The organism is Pseudomonas sp. 3HC3, assembly GCF_044904505.1.
GTDB classification, from domain to species: Bacteria; Pseudomonadota; Gammaproteobacteria; order Pseudomonadales; family Pseudomonadaceae; genus Aquipseudomonas; species Aquipseudomonas putida_Y.
The window spans coordinates 385756-410985 of sequence record NZ_JADDRH010000002.1; the positions used below are offsets into that span (position 1 = coordinate 385756).

20 protein-coding genes are annotated in these 25230 nt (G+C 63.1%); 13 read left to right on the forward strand and 7 right to left on the reverse strand.

Features of this window, described 5'->3' with window-relative positions; all coding sequences use genetic code 11:
- The first annotated feature begins 61 nt into the window (after nt 1-61).
- The gene (locus INQ47_RS06430; protein WP_003249017.1) at nt 62-541 is read left to right on the forward strand and encodes an RNA pyrophosphohydrolase; all 480 of its coding nucleotides are present in this window, start codon (nt 62-64) and stop codon (nt 539-541) included.
- A 22-nt stretch (nt 542-563) separates the two neighbouring features.
- Nucleotides 564-2843, forward strand: coding sequence for a phosphoenolpyruvate--protein phosphotransferase (gene ptsP / locus INQ47_RS06435; protein WP_021783579.1), 2280 nt, complete (start codon nt 564-566; stop codon nt 2841-2843).
- Nucleotides 2844-2986: 143 nt separating this feature from the next.
- On the opposite strand, the gene INQ47_RS06440 is transcribed toward ptsP, so the two are convergent.
- Nucleotides 2987-3733, reverse strand: a complete 747-nt coding sequence (locus INQ47_RS06440) for an NRDE family protein (RefSeq protein WP_404701352.1) — start codon at nt 3731-3733, stop codon at nt 2987-2989.
- A gap of 129 nt (nt 3734-3862) precedes the next feature.
- Between INQ47_RS06440 and INQ47_RS06445 the strand changes: the two genes are divergently transcribed.
- From INQ47_RS06445 to INQ47_RS06455, 3 genes are read left to right on the forward strand one after another with little or no spacing between them, the layout of a single operon-like run.
- A complete protein-coding gene (locus INQ47_RS06445) occupies nt 3863-4645 on the forward strand; it encodes a sulfite exporter TauE/SafE family protein (protein WP_339444637.1) in 783 nt (260 codons plus the stop codon).
- A gap of 16 nt (nt 4646-4661) precedes the next feature.
- Nucleotides 4662-5468 (forward strand): prolipoprotein diacylglyceryl transferase, encoded by an 807-nt coding sequence (gene lgt, locus INQ47_RS06450; protein ID WP_404701353.1) that lies wholly within the window; start codon nt 4662-4664, stop codon nt 5466-5468.
- 51 nt (nt 5469-5519) lie between these two features.
- Nucleotides 5520-6491: a thymidylate synthase gene (locus tag INQ47_RS06455; protein WP_028697543.1), complete on the forward strand. Its 972-nt coding sequence runs from the start codon at nt 5520-5522 to the stop codon at nt 6489-6491.
- 117 nt (nt 6492-6608) lie between these two features.
- Here INQ47_RS06455 and cadR read toward each other — a convergent pair whose 3' ends face one another.
- Nucleotides 6609-7052 carry a cadmium resistance transcriptional regulator CadR gene (gene cadR / locus INQ47_RS06460; RefSeq protein WP_404701354.1) on the reverse strand — a complete coding sequence of 148 codons (444 nt, stop codon included), beginning with the start codon at nt 7050-7052 and terminating at the stop codon, nt 6609-6611.
- Nucleotides 7053-7135: 83 nt separating this feature from the next.
- Here cadR and INQ47_RS06465 point away from each other — a divergent pair, with 83 nt between their 5' ends.
- The 5 genes from INQ47_RS06465 (at nt 7136) to INQ47_RS06485 (ending at nt 14312) form a co-directional block, all read left to right on the forward strand.
- Entirely contained in the window at nt 7136-9373 is a 2238-nt protein-coding gene (locus INQ47_RS06465; RefSeq protein ID WP_404701355.1) for a heavy metal translocating P-type ATPase, read from the forward strand.
- Nucleotides 9374-9382: 9 nt separating this feature from the next.
- A complete protein-coding gene (locus INQ47_RS06470) occupies nt 9383-10252 on the forward strand; it encodes a LysR family transcriptional regulator (protein WP_021783634.1) in 870 nt (289 codons plus the stop codon).
- Nucleotides 10253-10483: 231 nt separating this feature from the next.
- Complete coding sequence (locus INQ47_RS06475; RefSeq protein ID WP_339444639.1) at nt 10484-11542, forward strand: putative 2-aminoethylphosphonate ABC transporter ATP-binding protein; 1059 nt, start codon at nt 10484-10486, stop codon at nt 11540-11542.
- A gap of 1 nt (nt 11543) precedes the next feature.
- Nucleotides 11544-13268, forward strand: coding sequence for a putative 2-aminoethylphosphonate ABC transporter permease subunit (locus tag INQ47_RS06480; RefSeq protein ID WP_252459148.1), 1725 nt, complete (start codon nt 11544-11546; stop codon nt 13266-13268).
- 18 nt (nt 13269-13286) lie between these two features.
- Nucleotides 13287-14312, forward strand: coding sequence for a putative 2-aminoethylphosphonate ABC transporter substrate-binding protein (locus tag INQ47_RS06485; protein ID WP_404701356.1), 1026 nt, complete (start codon nt 13287-13289; stop codon nt 14310-14312).
- A gap of 213 nt (nt 14313-14525) precedes the next feature.
- Here the strand turns inward: INQ47_RS06485 and INQ47_RS06490 are convergent, their stop codons facing one another.
- The gene (locus INQ47_RS06490; RefSeq protein ID WP_252460127.1) at nt 14526-15890 is read right to left on the reverse strand and encodes a GTPase/DUF3482 domain-containing protein; all 1365 of its coding nucleotides are present in this window, start codon (nt 15888-15890) and stop codon (nt 14526-14528) included.
- Complete coding sequence (locus INQ47_RS06495; protein WP_252460129.1) at nt 15883-17274, reverse strand: DUF2868 domain-containing protein; 1392 nt, start codon at nt 17272-17274, stop codon at nt 15883-15885. The genes INQ47_RS06490 and INQ47_RS06495 overlap by 8 nt, the downstream gene beginning before the upstream one ends.
- A 54-nt stretch (nt 17275-17328) precedes the next feature.
- On the opposite strand from INQ47_RS06495, the gene INQ47_RS06500 reads away from it, so the two are divergent.
- Nucleotides 17329-17844: a dihydrofolate reductase gene (locus INQ47_RS06500; RefSeq protein WP_367251348.1), complete on the forward strand. Its 516-nt coding sequence runs from the start codon at nt 17329-17331 to the stop codon at nt 17842-17844.
- A 275-nt stretch (nt 17845-18119) separates the two neighbouring features.
- On the opposite strand, the gene INQ47_RS06505 is transcribed toward INQ47_RS06500, so the two are convergent.
- The gene (locus INQ47_RS06505) at nt 18120-19511 is read right to left on the reverse strand and encodes an L-cystine transporter (protein WP_252460131.1); all 1392 of its coding nucleotides are present in this window, start codon (nt 19509-19511) and stop codon (nt 18120-18122) included.
- A gap of 244 nt (nt 19512-19755) precedes the next feature.
- Between INQ47_RS06505 and INQ47_RS06510 the strand changes: the two genes are divergently transcribed.
- The gene (locus tag INQ47_RS06510) at nt 19756-20811 is read left to right on the forward strand and encodes a phosphorylcholine phosphatase (protein ID WP_021783642.1); all 1056 of its coding nucleotides are present in this window, start codon (nt 19756-19758) and stop codon (nt 20809-20811) included.
- A gap of 114 nt (nt 20812-20925) precedes the next feature.
- On the opposite strand, the gene ilvD is transcribed toward INQ47_RS06510, so the two are convergent.
- Nucleotides 20926-22767, reverse strand: coding sequence for a dihydroxy-acid dehydratase (gene ilvD / locus INQ47_RS06515; RefSeq protein ID WP_003249056.1), 1842 nt, complete (start codon nt 22765-22767; stop codon nt 20926-20928).
- Between the two features lie 270 nt (nt 22768-23037).
- Nucleotides 23038-24234, reverse strand: a complete 1197-nt coding sequence (locus INQ47_RS06520) for a class I SAM-dependent rRNA methyltransferase (protein WP_404701357.1) — start codon at nt 24232-24234, stop codon at nt 23038-23040.
- Between the two features lie 175 nt (nt 24235-24409).
- Here INQ47_RS06520 and INQ47_RS06525 point away from each other — a divergent pair, with 175 nt between their 5' ends.
- Complete coding sequence (locus INQ47_RS06525; RefSeq protein ID WP_404701403.1) at nt 24410-25228, forward strand: HDOD domain-containing protein; 819 nt, start codon at nt 24410-24412, stop codon at nt 25226-25228.
- Nucleotides 25229-25230: the final 2 nt, after the last annotated feature.

Sequence of the window (25230 nt, forward strand, 5' to 3'; positions counted from 1 at the left end):
GTTGCTGCGCTCGCAAGCTTTGTGGAACAATGCGTTGACATGCGTTTGCGAGGTTGCTGCCGTGATCGACCCGGATGGTTTTCGCCCCAATGTCGGGATCATTCTCACGAATGATGCCGGGCAGGTGCTATGGGCTCGACGGATCAACCAGGATGCCTGGCAATTCCCCCAGGGTGGTATCAACCCTGACGAGACGCCGGAAGATGCCCTGTACCGCGAGCTGAACGAAGAAGTTGGCCTTGAACGCGATGATGTAGAAATTCTTGCCTGCACCCGTGGCTGGTTGCGTTATCGTTTACCACAGCGGTTGGTACGTACCCACAGCCAGCCGCTGTGCATCGGCCAGAAGCAGAAGTGGTTCCTGCTGCGCCTGGTCAGCAACGAACAACGGGTGCGGATGGACCTGACCGGCAAGCCGGAGTTCGACGGCTGGCGCTGGGTGAGCTATTGGTATCCGCTGGGCCAGGTTGTGACATTCAAGCGCGAGGTGTACCGACGCGCCCTGAAAGAGCTAGCACCGCGTCTTTTGACGCGCGACTGACGACGGAGTTCGACCCCGAGCCATGCTCAATACGCTGCGCAAGATCGTCCAGGAAGTAAACTCCGCCAAAGATCTCAAGTCGGCGTTGGGGATCATTGTCTTGCGCGTCAAGGAAGCCATGGGCAGCCAGGTCTGCTCGGTCTACCTGCTCGACCCGGAAACCAACCGCTTCGTGCTGATGGCTACCGAAGGCCTGAACAAGCGCTCCATCGGTAAAGTCAGCATGGCCCCCAACGAGGGCCTGGTTGGCCTGGTCGGTACCCGGGAAGAGCCGCTGAACCTGGAAAACGCAGCCGACCACCCGCGTTACCGCTACTTTGCCGAAACCGGCGAAGAGAAATTCGCCTCCTTCCTGGGTGCGCCGATCATCCACCACCGCCGTGTGGTCGGTGTACTGGTCATCCAGCAAAAGGAGCGCCGCCAGTTCGACGAGGGCGAAGAAGCCTTCCTGGTCACCATGAGCGCCCAGCTTGCCGGGGTTATCGCCCACGCCGAGGCTACCGGCTCGATCCGTGGCCTGGGCCGTCAGGGCAAAGGTATCCAGGAGGCGCGCTTCGTGGGTGTGCCGGGGTCGCCTGGCGCCGCCGTGGGGCGTGCGGTGGTGATGTTGCCGCCGGCCGATCTGGAAGTGGTCCCGGACAAGACCGTCGATGATATCGACGCCGAACTCAGGCTGTTCCAGAACGCCCTGGAAGGTGTGCGCGACGACATGCGCAAGCTGTCGGCCAAGCTCGCCACCCAGCTGCGCCCGGAAGAGCGCGCGCTGTTCGATGTGTATCTGATGATGCTTGAAGACGCAGCCTTGGGCGGAGAGGTGACCGAGGTCATCAAGACCGGCCAATGGGCCCAGGGCGCCCTGCGCCAGGTGGTGGGTGAGCACGTCAACCGCTTCGAGCTGATGGACGATGACTACCTGCGTGAGCGTGCCTCCGACGTCAAGGACCTGGGGCGGCGCCTGCTGGCGTACCTGCAGGAAGCACGTTCGCAGTCGCTGGTGTATGCCGACAACACCATCCTGGTCAGTGAGGAACTGACACCGGCCATGCTCGGTGAAGTGCCGGAAGGCAAGCTGGTCGGCCTGGTCTCGGTACTCGGCTCGGGCAACTCCCACGTCGCCATCCTCGCGCGGGCCATGGGCATCCCCACGGTGATGGGCCTGGTCGACCTGCCGTACTCCAAAGTCGACGGTATTGAACTGATCGTCGACGGCTACAAGGGCGAAGTGTTCACCAACCCCAGCGAAGTGCTGCGCAAGCAGTACAGCGAAGTGGTCGAGGAGGAGCGCCAGCTTGCCCAAGGGCTGGATGCACTGCGCGAACTTCCGTGCATCACCCCCGACGGCCACCGCATGCCCCTGTGGGTCAACACTGGCCTGCTCGCTGACGTGGCCCGTGCCCAGCAGCGCGGCGCCGAAGGGGTAGGCCTGTACCGCACCGAAGTGCCGTTCATGATCAACCAGCGCTTCCCCAGTGAGAAAGAGCAGCTGGCCATCTACCGTGAGCAGCTGGCGGCCTTCCACCCGCTGCCGGTAACCATGCGTACCCTCGACATCGGTGGTGACAAGGCACTGTCGTATTTCCCGATCAAGGAAGAAAACCCGTTCCTCGGCTGGCGCGGCATCCGCGTCACCCTCGACCACCCGGAAATCTTCCTGGTACAGACCCGCGCCATGCTCAAGGCCAGCGAGGGCCTGAACAACCTGCGTATCCTGCTGCCGATGATTTCCGGCATTCACGAGCTGGAAGAGGCGCTGCACCTGATCCACCGCGCCTGGGGTGAAGTGCGTGATGAAGGTACCGATGTACCGATGCCGCCCGTGGGTGTAATGGTGGAAATTCCAGCGGCGGTGTACCAGACCAAGGAACTGGCGCGGCAGGTGGATTTCCTGTCGGTCGGCTCCAATGACCTGACCCAGTACCTGCTGGCGGTGGACCGCAACAACCCGCGGGTTGCCGACCTGTACGACTACCTGCACCCGGCGGTACTGCAGGCGCTGAACACGGTGGTGCGCGACGCCCATGGCGAAGGCAAGCCGGTGAGCATCTGCGGTGAGATGGCCGGTGACCCGGCAGCGTCAGTCCTGTTGATGGCCATGGGCTTTGACAGCCTGTCGATGAACGCCACCAACCTGCCGAAGGTCAAGTGGATGCTGCGCCAGATCAATATGGGCAAGGCCAAGGAACTGCTGGCCGAGGCCTTGAGCCATGACAACCCGCAGGTTATCCATAGCTCGCTGCAACTGGCCTTGAAGAACCTTGGGTTGGCCCGGATGATTGGGCCTGAGGCCAACAAGACCCTCTGACTGAGCGCCTGCCTGTTCGGGCCTCTTCGCGGGTAAACCCGCTCCTACGCGCGGAGCGGGGGGGCACACATCGGTGGCCCGGCACAGGCCGTTGTAGGAGCGGGTTCACCCGCGAAGAGGCCCGAACAAACAACATCAAATGCTCAGGCCAGCAACTCTATTTCCCCCAAATGCCCACCAAAAGGCCCGAAACTGCGCTCAACCAGCCTCCTTTTCCCCTTTTTATCCACAATCAGTACTGTACTCGCCCGGGTCCCGTAATTCTGGCTTGCGATGAATACGCTCGACAGCAACTTCTCGGTTGCCAACCCCACGCCTGTCTCGGGTAGATCACCATCAGCCGCGGGCTCGTTATCCGCAAGTAATGCCAGCAGCCTGTGCGGCTCCGGTGTGTCCAGCAGGCTCTGCAGCCCGTCACGTGCCTTCACCAGTTTCGGCCATGGTGTATCCAGCCCGGCGTTCGAAAGCCCGTAAACCCCAGCCATCAGCAGGCGCGGCGTGGCCTCACGGGCATGCAGATAACCCAGTCGCTGCCCATCACCCACCAGCAGGTTGAACCCCGAGTACTGCTCGCTACGGCTGGCCACCTGGTCCAGGTAAGCCTCGACCCCCAGCTCCCCTTGCAGAAACGCCGCCACCAGCTCACCCCGCGAGCGAGGCCCCGGCGCCTGGCCCGGGTCGCGGATGTTGGTCAGCGCGGCAAACCGCTGCTGTGGGCCTACGCCCAGCCAGGTACCGCCTGCCTCCAGGTCGCGCCCGGCATGCACCCCAGGTGCATCCTCCCAGGCCGCCAGGGGCTGAGTGGGGCGGGCATAGAATTCGTCGCGGTTGGCCGCCACGATCAGCGGCAGGGCGTGCCCTGGCCGCCAGGCAAATACGATCAGGCACATGGGTTGGGCCTCAGTGTTTTTTGTCACTGTACCCACAGGAGCGGTGCGGATCCATCCTGACACAGAGTTCACTAGAGCCACGAGCCCGGCTTCCGTTACCATGCCGGATTGATTTCTAGGAGAAGCCGAATGGAATTCGTGCTCTATCTGTTGTTGGGCGCCTGTGCCGGTGTGCTGGCCGGGCTGTTCGGCGTGGGCGGCGGCATCATCATCGTGCCGGTGCTGGTGTTCAGCTTTACCCTGCAGGGATTCGACGCTTCGGTACTGACCCACCTGGCCGTCGGCACGTCATTGGCCACCATCGTCTTCACCTCGATCAACGCCGTGCGGGAGCACCACCGCAAGCGGGCGGTGCAATGGCCGATCTTCGTCTGGATGACCTTTGGCATCCTCTTGGGGGCCGGTGTCGGTGCCAAGACCGCTTCTCTGATCCAGGGCCCACTGCTGCAAAAGATCATTGGCGTGTTCGCCCTGGTCATCGCCGCGCAGATGGCGCTGGACCTCAAACCCAAGGCCAGCCGTGGCGTCCCCGGCAAGCCCGCATTGATCGGCGCAGGCGGCGTAATCGGCTGGGCTTCGGCCATATTCGGCATTGGCGGTGGTTCGCTGACGGTGCCGTTCCTCACCTGGCGCAGCCTGCCCATGCAGCAGGCAGTGGCCACGTCCTCGGCCTGTGGCCTACCGATTGCTGTGGCTAGTGCCCTGAGCTTCATGCTGCTGGGGTGGCACGAGGAGCATCTGCCGCCTAACAGCCTGGGTTACGTGTACCTGCCGGCGCTGGTCGGCATTGCCGTGACCAGCATGTTTTTTGCCCGCTTCGGCGCGCGCCTGGCGCACAAGCTGTCGCCCCGTTTGTTGAAACGCCTGTTCGCAGCCCTGCTGTTCTGTGTCGGCCTCAGCTTTTTGATTTGAATCGAGAGGAAGTTCCATGCTGCCTTACCCGCAGATAGACCCCGTGGCCTTGGCCATCGGGCCGCTGAAAATCCATTGGTACGGCCTGATGTACCTGATCGGCATCGGCGGTGCCTGGCTGCTGGCCTCACGCCGGCTGAACCGCTTCGACCCCACCTGGAACCGCGAGAAGCTGTCCGACCTGGTGTTCTGGCTGTCGATGGGGGTGATTGTCGGCGGGCGCCTGGGCTATGTGCTGTTCTATGACCTGCACGCCTACCTGGCCAACCCGACGCTGATCTTCGAAGTGTGGAAGGGCGGTATGTCGTTCCACGGCGGCTTCATCGGCGTGATGCTGGCGGCCTTGTGGTTCGGCAAGCGCAACAACAAGTCGTTCTTCGAGCTGATGGACTTCGTGGCCCCGCTGGTGCCGATCGGCCTGGGCGCCGGGCGTATCGGCAACTTCATCAACGCCGAGCTGTGGGGCAAGCCTACCGATCTGCCATGGGCGATGATCTTCCCGCCGTTCAGTGACCCGGCGCAGCTGCCGCGTCACCCCTCGCAGCTGTACCAGTTCGCCCTCGAGGGCGTGGCGCTGTTCGTCATCCTGTGGCTGTTCTCGCGCAAGCCACGGCCGACCATGGCGGTGTCGGGAATGTTCTCGCTGTGCTACGGCATCTTCCGCTTTGCCGTGGAGTTTGTCCGGGTGCCGGATGCACAACTCGGTTACATCGCGTTCGGTTGGCTCACTCAAGGCCAGTTGCTGTGCATTCCGATGATAGTCGGTGGCCTCGTCTTGATCTGGTGGGCTTATAATCGCAAGCCCACGGCGAAACCCGCCTGATTAATCCCACGGCAGGGGCGATCCCCCTGCCGTTTTTGCTACAGGTAAGCCATGAAACAGTATCTGGACCTGGTCCGCGACGTCATCGACAACGGCACGTTGCAAGGAAACCGCACCGGCATCCGCACCATCAGCCTGCCGGGCGCGATGCTGCGTTTCGATCTGCAGAAGGGTTTTCCGGCCATTACCACGCGCAAGCTGGCGTTCAAGTCGGCGATCGGTGAAATGGTCGGTTTCCTGCGTGGCGTGAAGAACGCCGGTGAGTTCCGCGAGCTGGGCTGCAAGGTCTGGGACCAGAATGCCAACGAAAACGCCCAGTGGCTGGCCAACCCGTTCCGCCAAGGCCATGACGACCTGGGCGAGATCTATGGTGTGCAATGGCGCCAGTGGCCGGGCTACAAGCGCATCCCGCTGAGCAACCCGGCGGCCATCGAAATGGCCGAGCAAGCCGGTTTCCGCCGCATTGCCCAGGACGAAGAGGACGGCGTCGCGTTCGTCATCCTGTACAAGGCGATCGATCAGGTGCGCCAGTGCCTGGACACCATTGCCAACGACCCGGGTAGCCGCCGCATCCTGTTCCATGGCTGGAACTGCGCGCAACTGGACGAAATGGCACTGCCACCGTGTCACCTGCTGTACCAGTTCCACCCGAATGTCGAGACCAGGGAAATTTCCCTGACCCTCTACATCCGCTCCAACGACCTGGGGCTGGGCACACCGTTCAACCTCACCGAAGGTGCGGCGCTGCTGTCGTTGTTCGGCCGCCTGACCGGCTATACACCGCGCTGGTTCACCTACTTCATCGGCGATGCCCATGTGTATGAAAACCATCTGGACATGCTCAACGAGCAGCTCCAGCGCGAGCCGCTGGAGGCGCCGAAGCTGGTCATCAGCGACCGTGTGCCGGCATTTGCCGAAACTGGCAAGTATGAGCCGGAGTGGCTGGAGAAGATCGAGCCGAGTGATTTCTGGCTGGAAGGTTATGAGCACCACGCGCCGATGACAGCGCCGATGGCGGTCTGATAGATCTTCATTGTTTGAACTGGCCTCTTCGCGGGTGAACCCGCTCCACAGGTTACTGCACAGGCCTAAGTCGTGCGCGGCCCCTGTGGGAGCGGGTTCACCCGCGAAGCTTTTGGCTCAATGCCCGTGACTGCGCCCCACATGCGAATGTTCGGTATCCGGCACCGATACCGCCCCGTTCGTCTCCAGTTGCTGCAAGATCGCGCATTCACTCCCCTGCGCGTTGCAGCGTCGCCGCAGCTCCACCAGCTGCTCTTGCAATGCCACCAAGCCATCGATCCGCGCCTGAACATGCTTGATATGCTCGTCGATCAGCGCATTGACGCTGCCGCACGCGTCGTCGGGGCTGTCGCGCAGGCGTAGCAGGCTGCGAATTTCGTCCAGGGTCATGTCCAGCGTGCGGCAGTTGCGGATAAAGGTCAGCCGCTCCACATGGGCCTGGGTGTACAGCCGGTAGTTGCCGTCGCTGCGCGCTGGCTCCGGCAGCAGGTTTTCACGCTCGTAGTAGCGGATGGTTTCCACCGCGCAGTCGGTGGCTTTGGCCAGTTCTCCGATCTTCATCACGAAATCTCCAGCAAGTGGCTTGACCCTATAGTGGCTACAGGGTGTTCACTTGGCAACAGGCTCAATTTAAGGATGACCCCATGAACCAGCCTGTCAGCCACGAACACAAGCATCCGCATGATCACGCTCATGGCGATGACGACCACGGCCACAGCTGCTGCGGCGCCAAAGCCGTGCCGCCGCTGGTGCAACTGAGCGAAACGGCCAGCGCCCAGGCGCAACTCAGCCGTTTCCGCATTGATGCGATGGACTGCCCCACCGAGCAGACCCTGATCCAGGACAAGCTGAGCAAGCTGGCCGGTATCGAACAGCTGGAATTCAACCTGATCAACCGCGTGCTTGGCGTGCGCCACACCCTGGATGGCACCGTCGATATCGAGCGGGCTATCGACAGCCTGGGCATGAAGGCCGAGCCGATTGCCGCTCAGGACGATGGCAGCGCCAGCGTGCCACAACCGGCCAAGGCCCGCTGGTGGCCACTGGCATTGTCGGGCGTTGCCGCAATCGCCGCCGAAATCGTGCACTTTGCTGCACTCGCCCCGGAATGGGTGGTGGCGGGCCTGGCACTGGCAGCGATCCTCGGTTGCGGTCTGGGTACTTACAAGAAGGGCTGGATTGCCCTGAAAAACCGTAACCTCAACATCAATGCGCTGATGAGTATCGCCGTGACGGGGGCCGTATTGATTGGCCAGTGGCCGGAAGCGTCTATGGTGATGGTGCTGTTCACCGTTGCCGAACTGATCGAAGCGCGCTCGCTGGAGCGTGCGCGCAATGCCATCGGCGGCTTGATGCAACTGACCCCGGACATGGCTACGGTGCAGCAGGCCGATGGCCAGTGGCGCGAGGTGGAAGTGCGTGAGGTAGACATCGGCGCACTGGTGCGGGTGCGCCCGGGTGAGCGCATCGGCCTGGACGGTGAAGTGACCAGTGGACAATCCAGCGTCGATCAGGCGCCGATTACCGGCGAAAGCCTGCCTGTAGAGAAGGCTGTGGGCGACAAGCTGTTCGCTGGCACCATCAACCAGGCGGGGGCGCTGGAGTTTCGCGTCACCGCCGCTGCCGGGCAGTCGACCCTGGCGCGGATCATCAAGGCCGTGGAGGAAGCGCAAGGCGCGCGGGCGCCTACCCAGCGCTTTGTGGACCGATTCTCGCGCATCTACACCCCGGTGGTGTTCGCCATTGCCCTGGCCGTGGCGCTGATACCACCGCTGTTCATGGCTGGCGCCTGGTTCGACTGGGTCTACCGGGCCTTGGTGCTACTGGTTGTGGCCTGCCCGTGCGCGCTGGTGATCTCGACCCCGGTGACCATCGTCAGTGGCCTGGCCGCCGCCGCGCGCAAAGGCATCCTGATCAAGGGTGGCGTGTACCTGGAGGGTGGCCGCCACCTTGATTTCCTGGCCCTGGACAAGACCGGCACCATTACCCATGGCAAGCCGGTGCAGACCGACGCCAAGGTGCTGGTGCCGCTGTTCGAAGACCGTGCACAAGCCTTGGCGGCCAGCCTGGGCGAGCGCTCGGACCACCCGGTGTCCCGCGCCATTGCCGAGTTCGGCAAGCAGCAAGGCTTGGCTTTGAGCGAGGTCAGTGACTTCGCCGCCCTGGCCGGGCGTGGTGTGCGCGGCGTGATCGCCGGTGAGGTCTACCATTTGGGCAACCACCGCCTGGTCGAGGAACTGGGGCTGTGTTCGCCAGCGCTGGAGGCCCAACTGGATGCGCTGGAGCGCCAGGGCAAGACCGTGGTCCTGCTGATCGACCGCTCCGGGCCACTGGCACTGTTCGCCGTGGCCGACACGGTCAAGGACAGCAGCCGTGAGGCGATCGCCGAATTGCATCAACTGGGTATCAAGACTGTCATGCTGACCGGTGACAATCCCCATACTGCGCAGGCCATTGCCGCCGTGGTGGGGATCGACCGCGCCGAGGGCAACCTGTTGCCGGCCGACAAGCTGAAAACCATTGAGGCGTTGTACGCCCAAGGCCATCGGGTGGGCATGGTCGGTGACGGCATCAACGACGCCCCGGCGCTGGCCCGCGCCGAAATCGGCTTTGCCATGGCTGCTGCCGGCACCGACACCGCCATCGAGACGGCTGATGTGGCGCTGATGGACGATGACTTGCGGAAAATCCCGGCCTTCGTCAGGCTGTCGCGCCAAAGTGCGGCGATCCTTATGCAGAACATCGTTCTGGCGTTGGGCATCAAGGCGATATTTCTGGCGATTACCTTTGCCGGCATGGCCACGATGTGGATGGCGGTGTTCGCTGATATGGGCGTGAGCTTGCTGGTGGTGTTCAACGGCTTGCGCCTTTTGCGCAAATAGAGGACGTGCATGCTGAGTGCCGAGCTGAAGGCCTTCTACATGGTGGCCCGTCTGGGCAGTATCACCCAGGCGGCGAAGAAGCTTGGCCTTAGCCAGCCCACGGTGACCACCCAGATCCGCAGCCTGGAAGGCCAGTACGCTGTGGAGCTGTTCTACCGCGGCGGGCGGCGCCTGGTATTGAGCGAGGAGGGCCTACGCCTGCTGCCGATGGTCAAGGCGCTGCTGCAGCAGGAAGCCGACATCGAGTTCGAGCTGCGCAACAGTGGCCAGGCCCAGGGCAGCCTGCGCATCGCTGCCACTGCGCCTTACTACATTCTCGACCTGGTCAAGGTCTATCGCGAACGCCTGCCGCAGGTTGAGGTAGCGGTGGAGATCGGCAATTCGCAGCAGGTGCTGGAAATGCTCGAGGATTACCGGGTGGATATTGCCGCGTCGTCGCAATGGGTGGAGGACGCACGGTTGGTGCGGCGTATATTGGGCACTGACCCTTTGGTGGTGGCGGTGCACCGCAACCACCCGCTGGCCCATCGCCAGACGGTGTCGATCGAGGTGGTGTCGGGGCATTGCCTGCTGATGCGCGAGAAGGGCTCGACCACACGCAAGCTGACCGAGCAGATGATGCAGGAGGCTGGGGTCAAGGCCAGCGCCATGATGGAAATCGGCAGCCGCGAGTCGATCCGCGAAGCGGTGCTGCGCAATATCGGCATCAGCGTGATTGCCCGCCATGAGGTGCCGCACAACCCTGAGCTCCGGGTGCTGGCGCTGGAGAATGCGCCGGTGATGCACGAGTACCTGTATTGCCTGAAGGAACGGCGCCAGGCCCGGTTGCCGGCGGCATTCTTGGGGGTGGCGCAGGAAGTGGCCGGTTCGCAGTTCTAGATTTTTGCTGGCTTCTTCGCGGCTAAACGCACTCCTGCATTTCAGCGTACCCGCATGCCTGCATTTTCCGCGTACACGTATTCCGTTGTAGGAGCGGGTTTACCCGCGAAGAGGCCGGCACAGGCCACTACTAAATCTGCCTATACCACTATCACCGGCTTTTGCCTTAAAGCCACAGAACCTTCGCACAGCCTGCCTAGCATGGCCCCATCTCTTCGATGAGGCCCTGCCATGAACCACACCACCCCCGGCGCACAGATAAAAGTGTGCAATATCCACAAGCGCTTCGGAGCCTTCACGGCGCTCAACGATGTCTCGCTGGACATCGCCGCGGGCGAGCTGGTGTGCCTGCTCGGCCCATCCGGCTGTGGCAAGACCACGCTGCTGCGTTGCATTGCCGGCCTGGAACGCCAGGACCGCGGTACGCTGTACATCGGCGAACGTGATATTTCCGATCTGTCCCCCCAGGCGCGGGACTACGGCATCCTGTTCCAGTCCTACGCGCTGTTTCCCAACCTTACCGTCGAAGCCAATATCGCCTATGGCCTGACGGGCAGTGGTCGGGAGCAGGCCCGCCAGCGGGTGGCCGAAATGCTCGAACTGGTAGGCCTGACGGGCAGCGAGAAGAAGTACCCAGGCCAGCTCTCCGGTGGCCAGCAGCAGCGTGTGGCCCTGGCCCGCGCGCTGGCACCGTCGCCATCGCTGCTGCTGCTCGATGAGCCGATGTCGGCGCTGGATGCCCGGGTGCGTGAGCACTTGTGCACCGAACTGCGTCAGTTGCAGCGCCAACTGGGCATCACCACGTTGATGGTTACCCACAACCAGGACGAGGCCATGTTGATGGCCGACCGCATTGCGGTGATGAACAACGGTCAGGTCGAGCAGTACGCCACCCCGCAGGAAATCTACGACCATCCGGCCACGCCGTTCGTTGCCGAGTTCGTCGGCCAGGGCAACTGGCTGCCGTTCCAGCGCAGCAGCGACAGCCATGCCCAGGTCGGCGACATGAACATGCGCCTGGCGCCGGGTTCAGCCCAGGCCAGCAGTGGCCGGCTGTTCTGCCGCCCGGAAGCGATCACGGTCAACCCGGTGGTGCACGAAGAAAACCTGTTCCCGGCCATGGTCCGCGAAATCACCTTCCTCGGTAACCGCTGCCGCATGAGCTTTGAACTCAAGGCTCTGCCAGGCCATGCCCTGCTGGCCGAGCTGGCCCCCGAGGCCATGCCGCACTTGGGCTCGCAGGACATCTGGGTGGCGTTGCCGCCGCAGAGCCTGCAGGTGTTTGCCTGAGATGGCCGCGCCAATGTCCCTGCCGTTGAGCCAGGCCAAAGCCGCGCCGCGTGCTGGCATCGCCCTGGGTGACCGGTTGTTCGTCGTCGGCGGCAAGAGCCTGCTGCTGATTCTGTTGGTGCTGGCCGTGCTGATGCCTTTGCTGGCGATCTTCTGGCGTGGTTTCAGCGGGGAAGCGGGCCAGGGTGGTGGCTTGCTGGCGGCCCGTGAACTGTTCGCCAGCGCCAGCTTCCGCTGGTTGCTTGGCAACAGCCTGTCGGTGGCCTTCACTGTCGCGGCCATTGTGGTACCGCTGGCCTATTTGTTCGCCTTTGCCCTGCAACGCACGTTGATCCCGGCCAAGGGCCTGTGGCGGGGGATTTCGCTGCTGCCATTGCTGGCACCGTCGATGCTGCCGGCCATCGCCCTGGTCTATCTGTTTGGCAATCAGGGCCTGCTGCGCGGGTTACTCAGCGACAATATCTACGGCTTCTGGGGCATCGTGCTGGGCGAGGCCATCTATACCTTCCCGCATGCGCTGATGATTCTGCTGTCGGCACTGTCACTGGCCGATGCTCGCCTGTTCGATGCGGCCTCCAGTATGGGGGCAGGCTCGTGGCGGGCGTTCACCAGCATCACCTGGCCGGCCTCGCGTCAGGCGGTATTCGCGGCATTTTGCCTGGTATTCACGCTAACTATCACAGACTTCGGTGTACCGGTCGTGGTGGGGGGCGATTATCAAGTGCTGGCGCTGGAAGCCTACAAGGCGGTGGTGGGCCAGCAACAGTTCGGTCGTGGCGCGCTGATCGGCATGGTGCTGCTGTTGCCGGCCCTGTTCAGCTTTACCGTCGACGCCTGGCTGCGTAGGCGCCAGGGCGAGGCAATGGGCGGCCGTGCCCAGGTGTTCGAACCCAAGCCATCACGCGGCCGCGATGCCTGCTTCCTGACCATTGTGCTGCTGGTGTGCGCGGCGTTGCTGTTGGTGATCGGCATGGCGGTGTACTCCTCGCTGGTCACTTTCTGGCCCTACAACCTGTCGTTGTCGCTGCGCCACTACATGTTCGAAGACACTGCCGGTGGCGGCTGGCTGGCCTACCGCAATAGCGTGACCATGGCCATTGGCACCGCGCTGATTGGCAGCATCGTGATCTTCACCGGTGCCTACCTGATGGAGAAGACCCAGGGCCAACGCCTGCTCAACCATGCGCTGCGCCTGCTCAGCTTCATCCCCATGGCCGTGCCGGGCCTGGTGCTGGGCCTGGGCTACGTATTCTTCTTCAACCTGAACGGCAACCCGCTGCATGTGCTTTACGGCGGCATGGGGTTGCTGGTGGTGTGCACCATTGCCCATTACCTGACCACCGCGCAGATGACCGCGACCACCGCCCTGCGCCAGCTCGACGGCGAGTTCGAGGCCGCCGCGCTGTCGTTGAAAGCGCCGCTGTACAAGCACTTCCTGCGCGTGACTGTGCCGATCTGCTTGCCGGCACTGCTGGATATCATCCGCTACCTGTTCGTATCGGCGATGACCACCGTGTCGGCAGCGATTTTCCTGTACAGCCCCGACACCCTCCTGGCTGCCGTTGCCGTGCTGAACATGGACGACGCCGGCAACGTTGGCGGTGCCGCCGCCATGTCCACCCTGATCCTGCTGACCAGTGCCGGCGCCTCATTGTTGCTGGCTGCAGCCTCGCGCGGCCTGCTGCGCCGTTCCCAAGCCTGGCGCCAACGCGCCGCGACCGTCTGACTTCCAAGGAACCTACCCATGCACAAGCACCTTGCCCTTGCCGCTGCCGTTTCCGCCGTGTTCAGCCTGCAGGCGTCGGCCGCCGATACCCAGCTGACGGTCTACACCGCGTTGGAAGCCGAACAGCTGAAAACCTACAAGCAGGCCTTCGAGAAGGCCAACCCGGATATCGAGATCAAGTGGGTGCGTGATTCCACCGGTATCATCACCGCCAAGCTGCTGGCCGAGAAAGAGCGCCCGCAAGCCGATGCTGTGTGGGGGCTGGCGGCATCGAGCCTGGCCATCCTCGACCAGAACGGCATGCTCGAAGCCTATGCGCCGAAGGACCTGGGCAAGATCTCCGGCAATTATCGCGACGCCGCCAACCCGCCAGCCTGGGTCGGCATGGACGTGTGGGCCGCCACCATTTGCTTCAATACCATCGAGGCCGAGAAACAGGGCCTGAGCAAGCCGGTGAGCTGGCAGGACCTGACCAAGCCCGAGTACAAGGGCAAGATCGTCATGCCCAACCCGGCTTCGTCCGGTACCGGCTTCCTGGATGTCAGTGCCTGGTTGCAGACCTTTGGCGAGCCGCAGGGCTGGGCCTACATGGACGCGCTGCACCAGAACATTGGCCAGTACGTTCATTCCGGCTCAAAGCCGTGCAAGCTGGCGGCGGCGGGCGAGTTCCCGATCGGTATTTCGTTCGAATACCCGGCCGTGCAGCTCAAGCGCCAAGGCGCGCCGTTGGACATCGTGCTGCCAAAGGAGGGTTTGGGCTGGGAGATCGAGGCGACCGCGGTGATCAAAGGCTCGCCCAAGGCAGATGCGGCCAAGCGCCTGGCCGATTTCTCGGCCAGCCCGGCAGCCATGGAACTGTACAAGGAAAACTTCGCGGTACTGGCCGCGCCGGGCATCGCCAAGCCGCAGACCGAGCTGCCGGCGGATTATGAGCAGCGGTTGATCAAGAACGACTTTGCCTGGGCTTCGAAAAACCGTGACCAGATCCTGGCCGAATGGCGCAAGCGCTATGACGGCAAGTCGGAGAAGGTGGCCCAGCAGTAACGCTTCACTATTGCAGGGCCGGCCTCTTCGCGGGTAAACCGCGAAAGGGCCGGCCCTGCTGGCCAATTTCCGCCCGCCGTTCACTGTTGCTGCCGCTACCGTATTCGCGGGTAAACCCGCTCCTACACCGGATCGGTGGTGGGCGCACATCGGTGGTTGTACAGAGGCCGCCGTAGGTGCGGGTTTACCCGCGAAGAGGCCGACCCTGCTGGCTCAAATCTGCGAAACCAGCGCCTCCAACTGCTCCTGCCGCTCAGCCTGGTTCAGCTTCGCCCCAGGGTTGAGGGTGGACCACTGCGGGTGTGCCCGCGCTTTGACCAACGCTTCCGGCAACTTGCCCTCACGCCAGGCCTTTTCATCCAGCTCGCCCAGGCGAATGCTGTCCTGAGCCGCATGCCCGCGGTTATCGAGCGCCACCATCAACTGCTGCTGACGCAAGGCCAGCAGACGCAATACCGTGTCGTCCACGGTCAGCTCGCGCTTGCCTTTGAGCTTGCCCATCAACCGCGAACCATAGTTGCGCGCCGTCTGCAGCGCGCCACCGGCAATCGCCCCGGCCAGCGCCGCTGCGCCGAGGGTAAGGCCACCAACCAGCAAATCGACCCCGGCACCGGCCGCAGCCCCCGCCGCCACACCGCTTCCCAAGCGCACGCCCAACAGTTTCAAGGTCTCTGGATTGAACAAATCATCGCCCCAGCGGCCATCCAGCAACGGCAGGTCGCTGGCATGGGCATCCTCGCGGCGGAAGGCATACAGCTTGAGCAAGGCCTCGACGCAACGCTGTTCACGTTGGCGTATGTCCTGGCGCAGCGCCTCGATGGCCCGGGCTTCTGCCGCCGGTTCGGCCTCGACACTGCGCCGGCATGCAGCGCAATCGAGCAGCAGTTCGGCGATCAGGCGCTTGCCGCTGTGCCGGCGTGCCAAGCGCTGCGCCTGCTGGTCGTCGATCAGCCGTTGCAGCGCCGGGCGGGCGCTTTCCAGCAGCAGCGCCAGGCTTTCATACAAACGGCGTTCGCCATCCTCTGGCGGGGCCACGCTGTCGAACCGCACCAATGCGTGAAGCCCAAGCCGGGCAAGGGCTTCACGCCATTCCGGCTCGCGGTGCTGGCTGCTGGCGACGAAGTTGAGAACCGGCAGCAACGGCTTGCCGCAGTTGGCCAGTACTTCCAGTTCGTCTCGGTACTTGGCCAGCACCGGCTCGCGTGCATCGATCACATACAGGCCGGCATTGCTGGCCAGCAGTTGGCGCAATACCTTGGCCTCCTGCTCGAAACGTTGGCGCGCTTCGCTGCCCTGCAGAAAACGCTCCAGGCGGGCCGGGCCGTCCAGGCGCTCGCCCGGGCGTTCCAGGCGTTCAAGGTAGTCCAGCAGCGCGATGGCATCTTCCAGGCCGGGCGTGTCGTACAGCTCCAGCAAGGGTTCACCGTCCACCGACAGTCGCGCACCTTCCACATGGCGGGTGGTGCTGGGGCGGTGGGACACTTCGCCAAAACCGACGTCGCGGGTCAGGGTGCGCAGTAGCGAGGTTTTGCCAACATTGGTATGGCCGACCACGGCCAGTTTCAGTGGCTCAGTCATGGCCATGCTCCAGCCAGGTCAGCGGTGAAGTGTCGGCATGTTGCAGGCCAAGGCGGTCAAGGGCTTCGTGCCAATCGCCCAGGCGCTCGGCATCGAGGGGCTGCCCTTGTGCAGCCTGCAGCAGCCAGATACGGGTGGCGCCGGCATTGCGCGCCAGTTCGGCGAGCAGCGCCAAACTGCCTCGGTCGGGCGAGCGGCGTGGGTCGCAGGCGATGGCCAGGCGTGCCGGTGGGAAGCGGCTGAGCTGTTCCAGCAGCCGGTTGCGTGATTCGCGGCTGTCGAGCACGCCGGCATCGGTCACGCTTTTGGGCAGGGCCGGTGGCCAAGGGCGCTGGTCGTCCAGCTCCAGGCCCACCAGCAGGGCACCGCTGCTGCCGCTTTCCAGCTGCCCTGCGGCAAACTGTGGCAGGGCTTGCGGGGCAGCATCCTGCACGCCGATGCGCTCGCTGCGCGGCATCAGTGCCTCGCGCAGTTGCGCGTAGCCGGGCAGGCCCAGGTCCAGTGTCAGGCGTTCACGGCCTTGGTGCCAGCGCCACAGGCATAACCCGGCCAGCAGCAGGCGGGGCAGCAGGCCGTATACCAGCACCACGCCGAGCAGCCAGCTGGCCCAGGCCTGGCGTGCCATGTCCAGGGCCGGCAGGCTGTCGCCGCTGGCGCGGATCATGGCTTCGTCGGGCACGGCGAAGCCCAGCAACGAGGGCAGGGTGCCCAGCGCTTGGGTCAGATGAATGAACGGATCGGCGGCGAGCAAGGTGGTTTCCCAGACAAAGCCATAGCGCCGGGTCGCCAGCAAGGCCAGCAGCATGCCCAGTGCGGTAAGCATCGCCAACAGCCAAAGGCCATGTACCAACAGGCCGAGCAGCCACCGGTTGAGGCGTTGACGTTGCAGCAGCACCAGCAGCGCTGGCGCCAGGTGCGCGGCTTTGGCATCGCGGGCAAAGCGTTCGCTTAGCCACAGCCACAAGCGGCCCAGCCCTGCGCCATGCTCGCCGCTCAGGGCAAAACCCATGGCCCAGCCCAGCAGCATCAGCAGGTTCAGCCCGAGCAGGCTGCCCAGCGCCCAGAACACATTCACCGGGCGCTGCCCGTCACCGAGGGCGGCCAGCCCCAGGCCTGCGCCGCTGAGCACGGCCATCAGCAGCAAGGCCAGCAGCGCCAGGCGCGCTCCCTGCTTCCAATGGCGCAGGGCGCCGGTCATGCCATCGCGCTCGGCCAGGAACAGCGCACGTGTTTCGATGCGCGTGGCCAGGTCGCCACCTAGCTGGCGGGCGTGGCGGTTGGCTTCCTGGTCTTCCAGCGGGCCGGCATGTTCTTCGCGCAGGCGTACCGCTTCGGTGAGCCAGCGCTTGTCCAGTGGCGTGGGTGCAGTCACAAGGTCTTCCATTGCACAGGTCAAGGCAGAAGCATAACCCACACGCCCGGTGCTATCCTCGCTGGCATGAATACATCACTTCCCCTCAGCCTGATCGCGGCGTATGCCGAGAACCGCGTGATCGGCATCGACAACTCCATGCCCTGGCATTTGCCGGGGGACTTCAAATACTTCAAGGCCACCACCCTGGGCAAGCCGATCATCATGGGGCGCAAGACCTGGGATTCGCTAGGGCGGCCGTTGCCTGGGCGGCTGAACATCGTGGTCAGCCGCCAGCCGGAGCTTGAACTGGCGGGTGCCGAGGTGTTCGCCTCGCTTGAAGAGGCGTTGGTGCGGGCCGAGCAGTGGGCGCGCGAGCAGGGCGTCGGTGAGCTGATGCTGATTGGCGGGGCGCAGCTGTATGGGCAGGCGCTGGAGAAGGGGCTGGTCAACCGCATGTACCTGACGCGGGTTGAGTTGGCGCCAGAGGGGGATGCGTGGTTCCCGGCGTTTGATGAAGGGCAGTGGAGGCTGACTTCTAGCGAGGCACGGGCTGAGGAAGGTAAGCCGGTGTATCACTTCGAGGTTTGGGATAAGGGTTGAGATTGTTGGGGGCTGCTTTGCAGCCCTTCGCGGGTGAACCCGCTCCTACAACGGCCTGTGTCCAACCCCCGATGTGTATCCACCACCCTGTAGGAGCGGGTTTACCCGCGAATACGATAGCGGCGGCAACGGTGAACGGCTGGTGAAAATTGGCCAGCAGGCCTGGCCCTTTCGCGGGTAAACCCGCTCCTACGGGGGGCGCAAGGGGTTCAGATTTTGAGCAAGACACGCGCGCCCTTGTTGCGAAAGGGGCGCAGCGCGCCCCCGGCGATCTGTCAGGTGTGGCTCAGCTCGGCATGTTCATCACCGGCCAGCACTTCCTTGTCTGTCTCTTTCAGCAGCTGGCTGGTGACAACGCCCGCCGTCATCGAACCGTTCACGTTCAACGCCGTACGGCCCATGTCGATCAGCGGCTCCACCGAAATCAGCAGCGCCACCAACTCCACCGGCAAGCCCATGGCTGGCAGCACGATCAGCGCGGCGAAGGTGGCACCGCCGCCCACGCCGGCAACTCCTGCCGAGCTCAGCGTGACGATGGCCACCAGGGTGGCGATCCACAGCGGGTCGAAGGTATCGATGCCTACCGCTGGCGCGACCATCACCGCCAGCATGGCCGGATAGAGCCCGGCGCAGCCGTTCTGGCCAATGGTGGTGCCGAACGATGCGCTGAAGCTGGCGATCGATTGCGGCACCCCCAGACGGCGGGTTTGTGCCTCGATGTTCAGCGGAATGCTGGCGGCGCTGGAGCGGCTGGTGAAGGCGAAGGTCAGCACCGGCCACACCTTGCGGAAGAAGCGCAGCGGGCTCACGCCGGTGGCGGCGAGGATGATTCCGTGCACCACGAACATCAACCCCAGGCCCAGGTACGACACCACCACGAAGCTGCCCAGCTTGAGGATGTCCTCCGTGTTGGAGCTGGCCACGACTTTGGTCATCAACGCCAGCACGCCATAGGGGGTCAGCTTCATCACGACCCGCACCAGGCGCATCACCCAGGCCTGCAGGGTGTCGATGGCCGACAGGGCGCGCTCGCCCTTCTCTGCGTCGTCCTTGATCAACTGCAGCGCGGCCAGGCCGAGGAACACGGCAAAGATCACCACGCTGATGATCGAGGTCGGCTTGGCCCGCGCCAGGTCGCCTACCGGGTTGCTGGGGATGAACGACAGTAGCAGTTGCGGGATGTTGAGGTCGGCGACCTTGCCCGCGTAGTCACTGTGGATAACCTGCATGCGTGCGCTTTCCTGAGCGCCGGCCACCAGGCCCTCGGCGCTGAGGCCGAACAGGTTGGTCAACACAATGCCGATCAGGGCGGCAATGGCAGTGGTCAGCAGCAGGGTGCCGATGCTCAGCACGCTGATGCGGCCCAGTGAAGAGGCATTGTGCAAACGCGCCACGGCACTGAGGATCGAGGCGAAGATCAGCGGCATGACGATCATTTGTAACAGGCCGACATAGCCGTTGCCGACCAGATCGAGCCAGGCGATGGTTGCCTTGAGCACGGGGTTGCCTGCGCCATAGATCGTATGCAGCACAAGGCCGAAGACCACGCCCAGCACCAGGCCAAGCAGTACCTTCTTGGCCAGGCTCCAGTCGGTGCGGCGGGTTTGTGCCAGGCCCAGCAACAGGGCCAGGAACGCCAGCAGGTTGAGTGATAGCGGCAGGTTCATTGAAGCTCCAGCAGAAAAAAGCAGAAGTGGCATCGCCTCTGTGAGCGATTGCGAACGGAAATGCTAACAGCCTGAAAACAAACGAATTTATACCCAAATGGAATTTACATAGTCGTTTATGGAATAACGAGGTGTCGCAAATTGCAATGAACAAGGCGTTTACAGTTGCCTGGGGGTCGTTATCGAGGGTTTGCAGTGGGGATTGTTGCACTAGCGTTTCTGGGTCATTTCAGGAGATTCGTACATGAAAGTCGCTGTGAAAGCCGCCGCCATCGGCCTGTCCCTGCTGTTCAGTATCGAAACCTTCGCCACCGAGCTCAAACACTGGCCTGCCGACGCAGCCAAGCAGCTCGACAGCATGATCGCCGCCAATGCCAACAAGGGTAACTACGCGGTGTTCGACATGGACAACACCAGTTACCGCTATGACCTGGAAGAAGCCTTGCTTCCGTTCATGGAAAACAAGGGGCTGCTAAGCCGCGACAAGCTCGACCCTTCGCTGAAGCTGATGCCGTTCAAGGACACTGCCGAGCACAAGGAAAGCCTGTTCAGCTACTACTACCGGCTGTGTGAAATTGATGACATGGTCTGCTACCCGTGGGTAGCCCAGGTGTTCTCTGGCTTTACCCTCAAGCAGCTGAAGGCGCAGGTGGATGAGCTGATGGCTTCGACCAAGCCGATCCCCAGCACCTATTACGAAGGCGACCAGGTCAAGGCCATCGAGGTTCAGCCGCCCAAGGTCTTCAAGGGCCAGGCCGAGCTGTACAACAAGCTGATGGAGAATGGCATCGAGGTCTATGTGGTTTCGGCGGCCTCCGAAGAGCTGGTGCGCATGGTCGCCTCGGACCCCAAGTATGGTTACAACGTGAAACCCCAGAACGTGATTGGCGTGAGCCTGTTGCTCAAGGACCGCGCCAGCGGCCAGCTGACCACTGCGCGCAAGCAGATCAGCGCCGGGCACTACGATGCCAAGGCTAACGAGGGCCTGGAGCTGACCCCCTACCTGTGGACCCCAGCCACCTGGATGGCGGGCAAGCAGGCGGCGATCCTTACCTACATCGATGAATGGAAGAAACCGGTGCTGGTGGGAGGCGACACGCCGACCAGCGATGGCTACATGCAGTTCCACGGTGTGGATGTGGGCAAAGGCGGTATCCACCTGTGGATAAACCGCAAGGCCAAGTACATGGACCAGCTCAACGGGATGATTGCCAAAAATGCGGCAGCGCAGGCCAAGGAAGGGTTGCCGGTGACGGCGGACAAGAACTGGGTGATTGTCACGCCGGAGCAGATCCAGTAAATCTTGCCTTACCTGTGCGGGCCCTGTGGGAGCGGGCGTGCCCGCGAGGGGCCGGTGCAGGCATAAAAAAACCGGCGCCCAGGGCGCCGGTTCTTATTTCACGCTAAAAGCACCTCAGAGGCCTTCCAGCATCGCCTTGTTACGCACAGCGCCTTTGTCGGCACTGGTGGCCAGCAGGGCATAGGCCTTGAGCGCGGTGGTCACCTTGCGTGGACGGACCTCAGCTGGCTTCCAGCCCTTCTTGTCCTGCTCGACGCGGCGTTCCGCCAGCTCTTCATCGCTGACCAGCAGGTTGATCGAACGGTTAGGGATGTCGATCAGTACCTTGTCGCCGTCGCGCACCAGGCCGATGGCGCCGCCCGCCGCGGCCTCTGGCGAGGCGTGGCCGATCGACAGGCCCGAGGTACCGCCCGAGAAGCGACCGTCGGTGAGCAGGGCGCAGGCCTTGCCCAGGCCTTTGGACTTGAGGTACGAGGTCGGGTAGAGCATTTCTTGCATGCCCGGGCCGCCTTTCGGGCCTTCGTAGCGGATGATCACGATGTCGCCGGCTTTCACCTCGTCGGCGAGGATGCCGCGTACGGCGCTGTCCTGGCTTTCGAAGATCTTCGCGGTGCCCTCGAACACGTGGATCGATTCGTCGACACCGGCGGTTTTGACCACGCAGCCATCCAGCGCGATGTTGCCGTACAGCACGGCCAGGCCGCCCTCTTGCGAGTAGGCGTGTTCGAAGCTGCGGATACAGCCGTTTTCACGGTCGTCGTCGAGGGTTTCCCAACGGGTCGACTGGCTGAATGCGGTCTGGGTCGGGATACCGGCAGGGCCGGCCTTGAAGAAGGTGTGCACGGCTTCGTCATCGGTCTGGGTGATGTCCCATTTGGCGATGGCTTCTTCCATGCTGCGGCTGTGAACGGTCGGCAGGTCGGTGTGCAGCAGGCCGCCACGGGCCAGCGAACCGAGGATGCTGAAGATGCCGCCGGCGCGGTGGACGTCTTCCATGTGGTACTTCTGGATGTTCGGCGCCACTTTGCACAGCTGTGGCACTTTGCGTGACAGGCGGTCGATGTCGCGCAGGTCGAACGCCACTTCACCTTCCTGTGCTGCTGCCAGCAGGTGCAGGATGGTGTTGGTCGAACCGCCCATGGCGATGTCCAGCATCATGGCGTTTTCGAACGCTTTGAAGTTGGCGATGCTGCGTGGCAGGACCGACTCGTCATTCTCGCCGTAGTAGCGTTTGCACAGCTCGACGATGGTGCGGCCGGCCGTGAGGAACAGCTGCTCGCGGTCGGAGTGGGTGGCCAGGGTCGAACCGTTGCCCGGCAGGGCCAGGCCCAGGGCTTCGGTCAGGCAGTTCATCGAGTTGGCGGTGAACATGCCGGAGCACGAACCGCAGGTCGGACAGGCGCTGCGCTCGTATTCGGCGACTTTCTCGTCGGAGGCCGTGGAATCGGCCGCGATGACCATGGCATCGACCAAGTCCAGGCCGTGGCTGGCCAGCTTGGTCTTGCCGGCTTCCATCGGGCCGCCGGAAACGAAGATCACCGGGATGTTCAGGCGCAGGGCGGCCATCAGCATGCCGGGGGTGATCTTGTCGCAGTTGGAGATGCAGACGATGGCGTCAGCGCAGTGCGCATTGACCATGTACTCCACGGCGTCGGCAATGATTTCGCGGCTTGGCAGCGAGTACAGCATGCCGTCGTGGCCCATGGCGATGCCGTCATCGACCGCGATGGTGTTGAATTCCTTGGCCACGCCACCGGCGCGTTCGATTTCGCGAGCCACCAGTTGGCCCAGGTCCTTCAGGTGCACATGGCCCGGGACGAACTGGGTGAACGAGTTGGCGATGGCAATGATCGGTTTCTTGAAGTCTTCGTCCTTCATCCCGGTGGCGCGCCACAGGGCGCGGGCGCCGGCCATGTTGCGGCCTTGGGTGGAAGTCTTGGAACGATAATCAGGCATGAAACACTCCTGGCGGCTTAATCAGGTCACAAATAGGGGAGTGAGCTTCTCTTGTCCTTTGCGCCGCAGGCCGGTTGCCACTGGCACGGATGGGGCCAAGACGGCGCGGGATCGCCGCGTGCTTGACCAGAGCTCATAAACCCGCCGGGGATGACTGGCGATGAATAGGCCGATTCTACACCGCTGGCGCGGTGAGGGAATGCAGATGTGGATGGTTGGCGGGGGGATTGCGGCAGGAAAGGGCCGCTGGGCGGCCCTTTTTGGCAGATTTCAGCTGTTCGGCAGTAACCGGCAGGTGATGCTTTTGATGTAGCGGGTTTCGGCAATGGCCGGGTGTACCGGGTGATCCGGGCCTTGGCCGCCACGCTCGAGCAACTGCATGTTGCGGTCCAGGTGGCGGGCGCTGGTCAGCAGGATGTTGTTCAGGTCGTCCTCGGGCAGGTGCATCGAGCACGAGGCGCTGACGAGGATGCCGTCTTTGTTCAACATGCGCATGGCCTGTTCGTTCAGGCGGCGGTAGGCCGCTTCGCCGTTTTTCAGGTCTTTTTTGCGCTTGATGAAGGCAGGTGGGTCGGCAATGATCACGTCGAAGCGTTCTTCGGCCGCCTTGAGCTCGCGCAGGGCTTCGAACACGTCGCCTTCGATGCAGGTCAGCTTCTCGCTGATGCCGTTCAGTGCAGCGTTACGCTCCACGCCGTCCAGGGCAAAGCCCGAGGCATCGACACAGAACACTTCGCTGGCGCCAAAGGCACCGGCCTGCACGCCCCAGCCGCCGATGTAGCTGAACAGGTCGAGTACACGCTTGCCCTTCACGTATGGCGCCAGGCGGGCGCGGTTCATGCGGTGGTCGTAGAACCAGCCCGTCTTCTGGCCTTCGCGCACCGGGGCCTCGAACTTGACGCCGTTCTCTTCCAGCGGCACCCAGTCCGGCACTTCGCCGTAGACGGTTTCGACATAGCGCTGCAGGCCTTCGGCGTCGCGCGCGGCGGAATCGTTCTTGAACAGGATGCCGCTGGGCTTGAGCACCTGCACCAGCGCGGCGATCACGTCATCCTTTTGCGCTTCCATGGTGGCCGAGGCCAGCTGCACCACGAGGATATCGAAGAAGCGGTCGACCACCAGGCCTGGGAGCAGGTCGGAGTCACCGTAGACCAGGCGGTAGCACGGCTGGTCGAACAGGCGCTCGCGCAGCGACAGGGCGACGTTCAGGCGGTGTACCAGCAGCGACTTGTCCAGCGGCAGCTTGATGTCGCGTGACAGCAGGCGGGCGCAGATCAGGTTGTTCGGGCTCAGTGCGACGATGCCCAGCGGCTTGCCGTTGGCAGCCTCGAGAATGGCCTGCTGACCCGCCTGGAAGCCTTGCAAAGGGGTCGCGCTGACATCGACTTCGTTGCTGTAGACCCACAGGTGGCCGGCGCGCAGGCGGCGGTCGGCATTGGCTTTGAGGCGAAGGCTGGGCAGGGACATGACGTCGCTCCGGGAAAAAGAGCGGGATTATAGCGTGTCTGCGGTGCTTTCGCCTTTAGAGGAGTGGTAACCGGGGGCGCTTAGAGGGTTAAAATGCCGCGTCCTAAACGAGTGTGCACGTATGTCCCAAGAACTCAGCGCCGAACAGATCCAGCAAGCCTTGCAAGGCATCACCATCCCGCCTCAACCGCAGATCATGGTCGATCTGCAGTTCGAGCAGTACATGCCTGACCCGGACCTGGAAACCATCGCCAAGCTGATTTCCCAGGACCCGGGCCTCTCTGGCGCCTTGCTCAAGCTGGTCAACTCTCCGCACTTCGGCTTGTCCAACAAGATCGGTTCGATCCAGCGTGCGGTGAACCTGCTGGGTAGCCGTTCGATCATCAACCTGATCAACGCCCAGTCGATCAAGGGTGAGATGAGCGACGAGACTATCGTTACCCTCAACCGCTTCTGGGATACCGCCCAGGACGTGGCGATGACCTGCCTGACGCTGGCCAAGCGAACCGGCATTCAGGCGGCGGACGAGGCCTATACCCTTGGCCTCTTCCATGACTGTGGCGTGCCGTTGATGCTCAAGCGCTTCCCCACTTACATGGATGTGCTGGAAGAGGCATACGCCAAGGCCGACGAAGAAACACGCGTGGTCGATACCGAAAACCGAGCGTTCAACACCAACCATTCAGTGGTCGGCTACTTCACAGCCAAATCCTGGCGCTTGCCTGAGCACCTCACTGCGGCCATCGCCAACCACCACAATGCCTTGGCCGTGTTCCGCGACGATACTTCGCGCAATACCCAGAGCCAGCTGAAAAACCTGCTGGCGGTGCTGAAGATGGCCGAGCATATCTGTGCGTCCTACCGGGTGCTGGGCAACCAGTCGGTGGACCACGAATGGAATGCGGTCGGCCCTTTGGTGCTCGATTACATTGGCTTGTCGGAATACGATTTCGAAAACCTCAAGCAGAACATTCGCGAGTTGGGCGGACACTGACA

Excerpts from the sequence above, each read along its gene's own strand:
- INQ47_RS06445 (WP_339444637.1), top strand. The coding sequence starts at position 3,863 with ATGGAATTCGTGCTCTATCTGTTGTTGGGCGCCTGTGCCGGTGTGCTG.
- INQ47_RS06475 (WP_339444639.1), top strand. The coding sequence starts at position 10,484 with ATGAACCACACCACCCCCGGCGCACAGATAAAAGTGTGCAATATCCAC.
- INQ47_RS06465 (WP_404701355.1), top strand. The coding sequence starts at position 7,136 with ATGAACCAGCCTGTCAGCCACGAACACAAGCATCCGCATGATCACGCT.
- INQ47_RS06490 (WP_252460127.1), bottom strand. The coding sequence starts at position 15,890 with ATGACTGAGCCACTGAAACTGGCCGTGGTCGGCCATACCAATGTTGGC.
- ptsP (WP_021783579.1), top strand. The coding sequence starts at position 564 with ATGCTCAATACGCTGCGCAAGATCGTCCAGGAAGTAAACTCCGCCAAA.
- INQ47_RS06510 (WP_021783642.1), top strand. The coding sequence starts at position 19,756 with ATGAAAGTCGCTGTGAAAGCCGCCGCCATCGGCCTGTCCCTGCTGTTC.
- INQ47_RS06470 (WP_021783634.1), top strand. The coding sequence starts at position 9,383 with ATGCTGAGTGCCGAGCTGAAGGCCTTCTACATGGTGGCCCGTCTGGGC.
- INQ47_RS06520 (WP_404701357.1), bottom strand. The coding sequence starts at position 24,234 with ATGTCCCTGCCCAGCCTTCGCCTCAAAGCCAATGCCGACCGCCGCCTG.
- ilvD (WP_003249056.1), bottom strand. The coding sequence starts at position 22,767 with ATGCCTGATTATCGTTCCAAGACTTCCACCCAAGGCCGCAACATGGCC.
- INQ47_RS06500 (WP_367251348.1), top strand. The coding sequence starts at position 17,329 with ATGAATACATCACTTCCCCTCAGCCTGATCGCGGCGTATGCCGAGAAC.
- INQ47_RS06485 (WP_404701356.1), top strand. The coding sequence starts at position 13,287 with ATGCACAAGCACCTTGCCCTTGCCGCTGCCGTTTCCGCCGTGTTCAGC.
- INQ47_RS06455 (WP_028697543.1), top strand. The coding sequence starts at position 5,520 with ATGAAACAGTATCTGGACCTGGTCCGCGACGTCATCGACAACGGCACG.
- INQ47_RS06495 (WP_252460129.1), bottom strand. The coding sequence starts at position 17,274 with ATGGAAGACCTTGTGACTGCACCCACGCCACTGGACAAGCGCTGGCTC.
- INQ47_RS06440 (WP_404701352.1), bottom strand. The coding sequence starts at position 3,733 with ATGTGCCTGATCGTATTTGCCTGGCGGCCAGGGCACGCCCTGCCGCTG.
- INQ47_RS06505 (WP_252460131.1), bottom strand. The coding sequence starts at position 19,511 with ATGAACCTGCCGCTATCACTCAACCTGCTGGCGTTCCTGGCCCTGTTG.
- INQ47_RS06480 (WP_252459148.1), top strand. The coding sequence starts at position 11,544 with ATGGCCGCGCCAATGTCCCTGCCGTTGAGCCAGGCCAAAGCCGCGCCG.
- lgt (WP_404701353.1), top strand. The coding sequence starts at position 4,662 with ATGCTGCCTTACCCGCAGATAGACCCCGTGGCCTTGGCCATCGGGCCG.
- cadR (WP_404701354.1), bottom strand. The coding sequence starts at position 7,052 with ATGAAGATCGGAGAACTGGCCAAAGCCACCGACTGCGCGGTGGAAACC.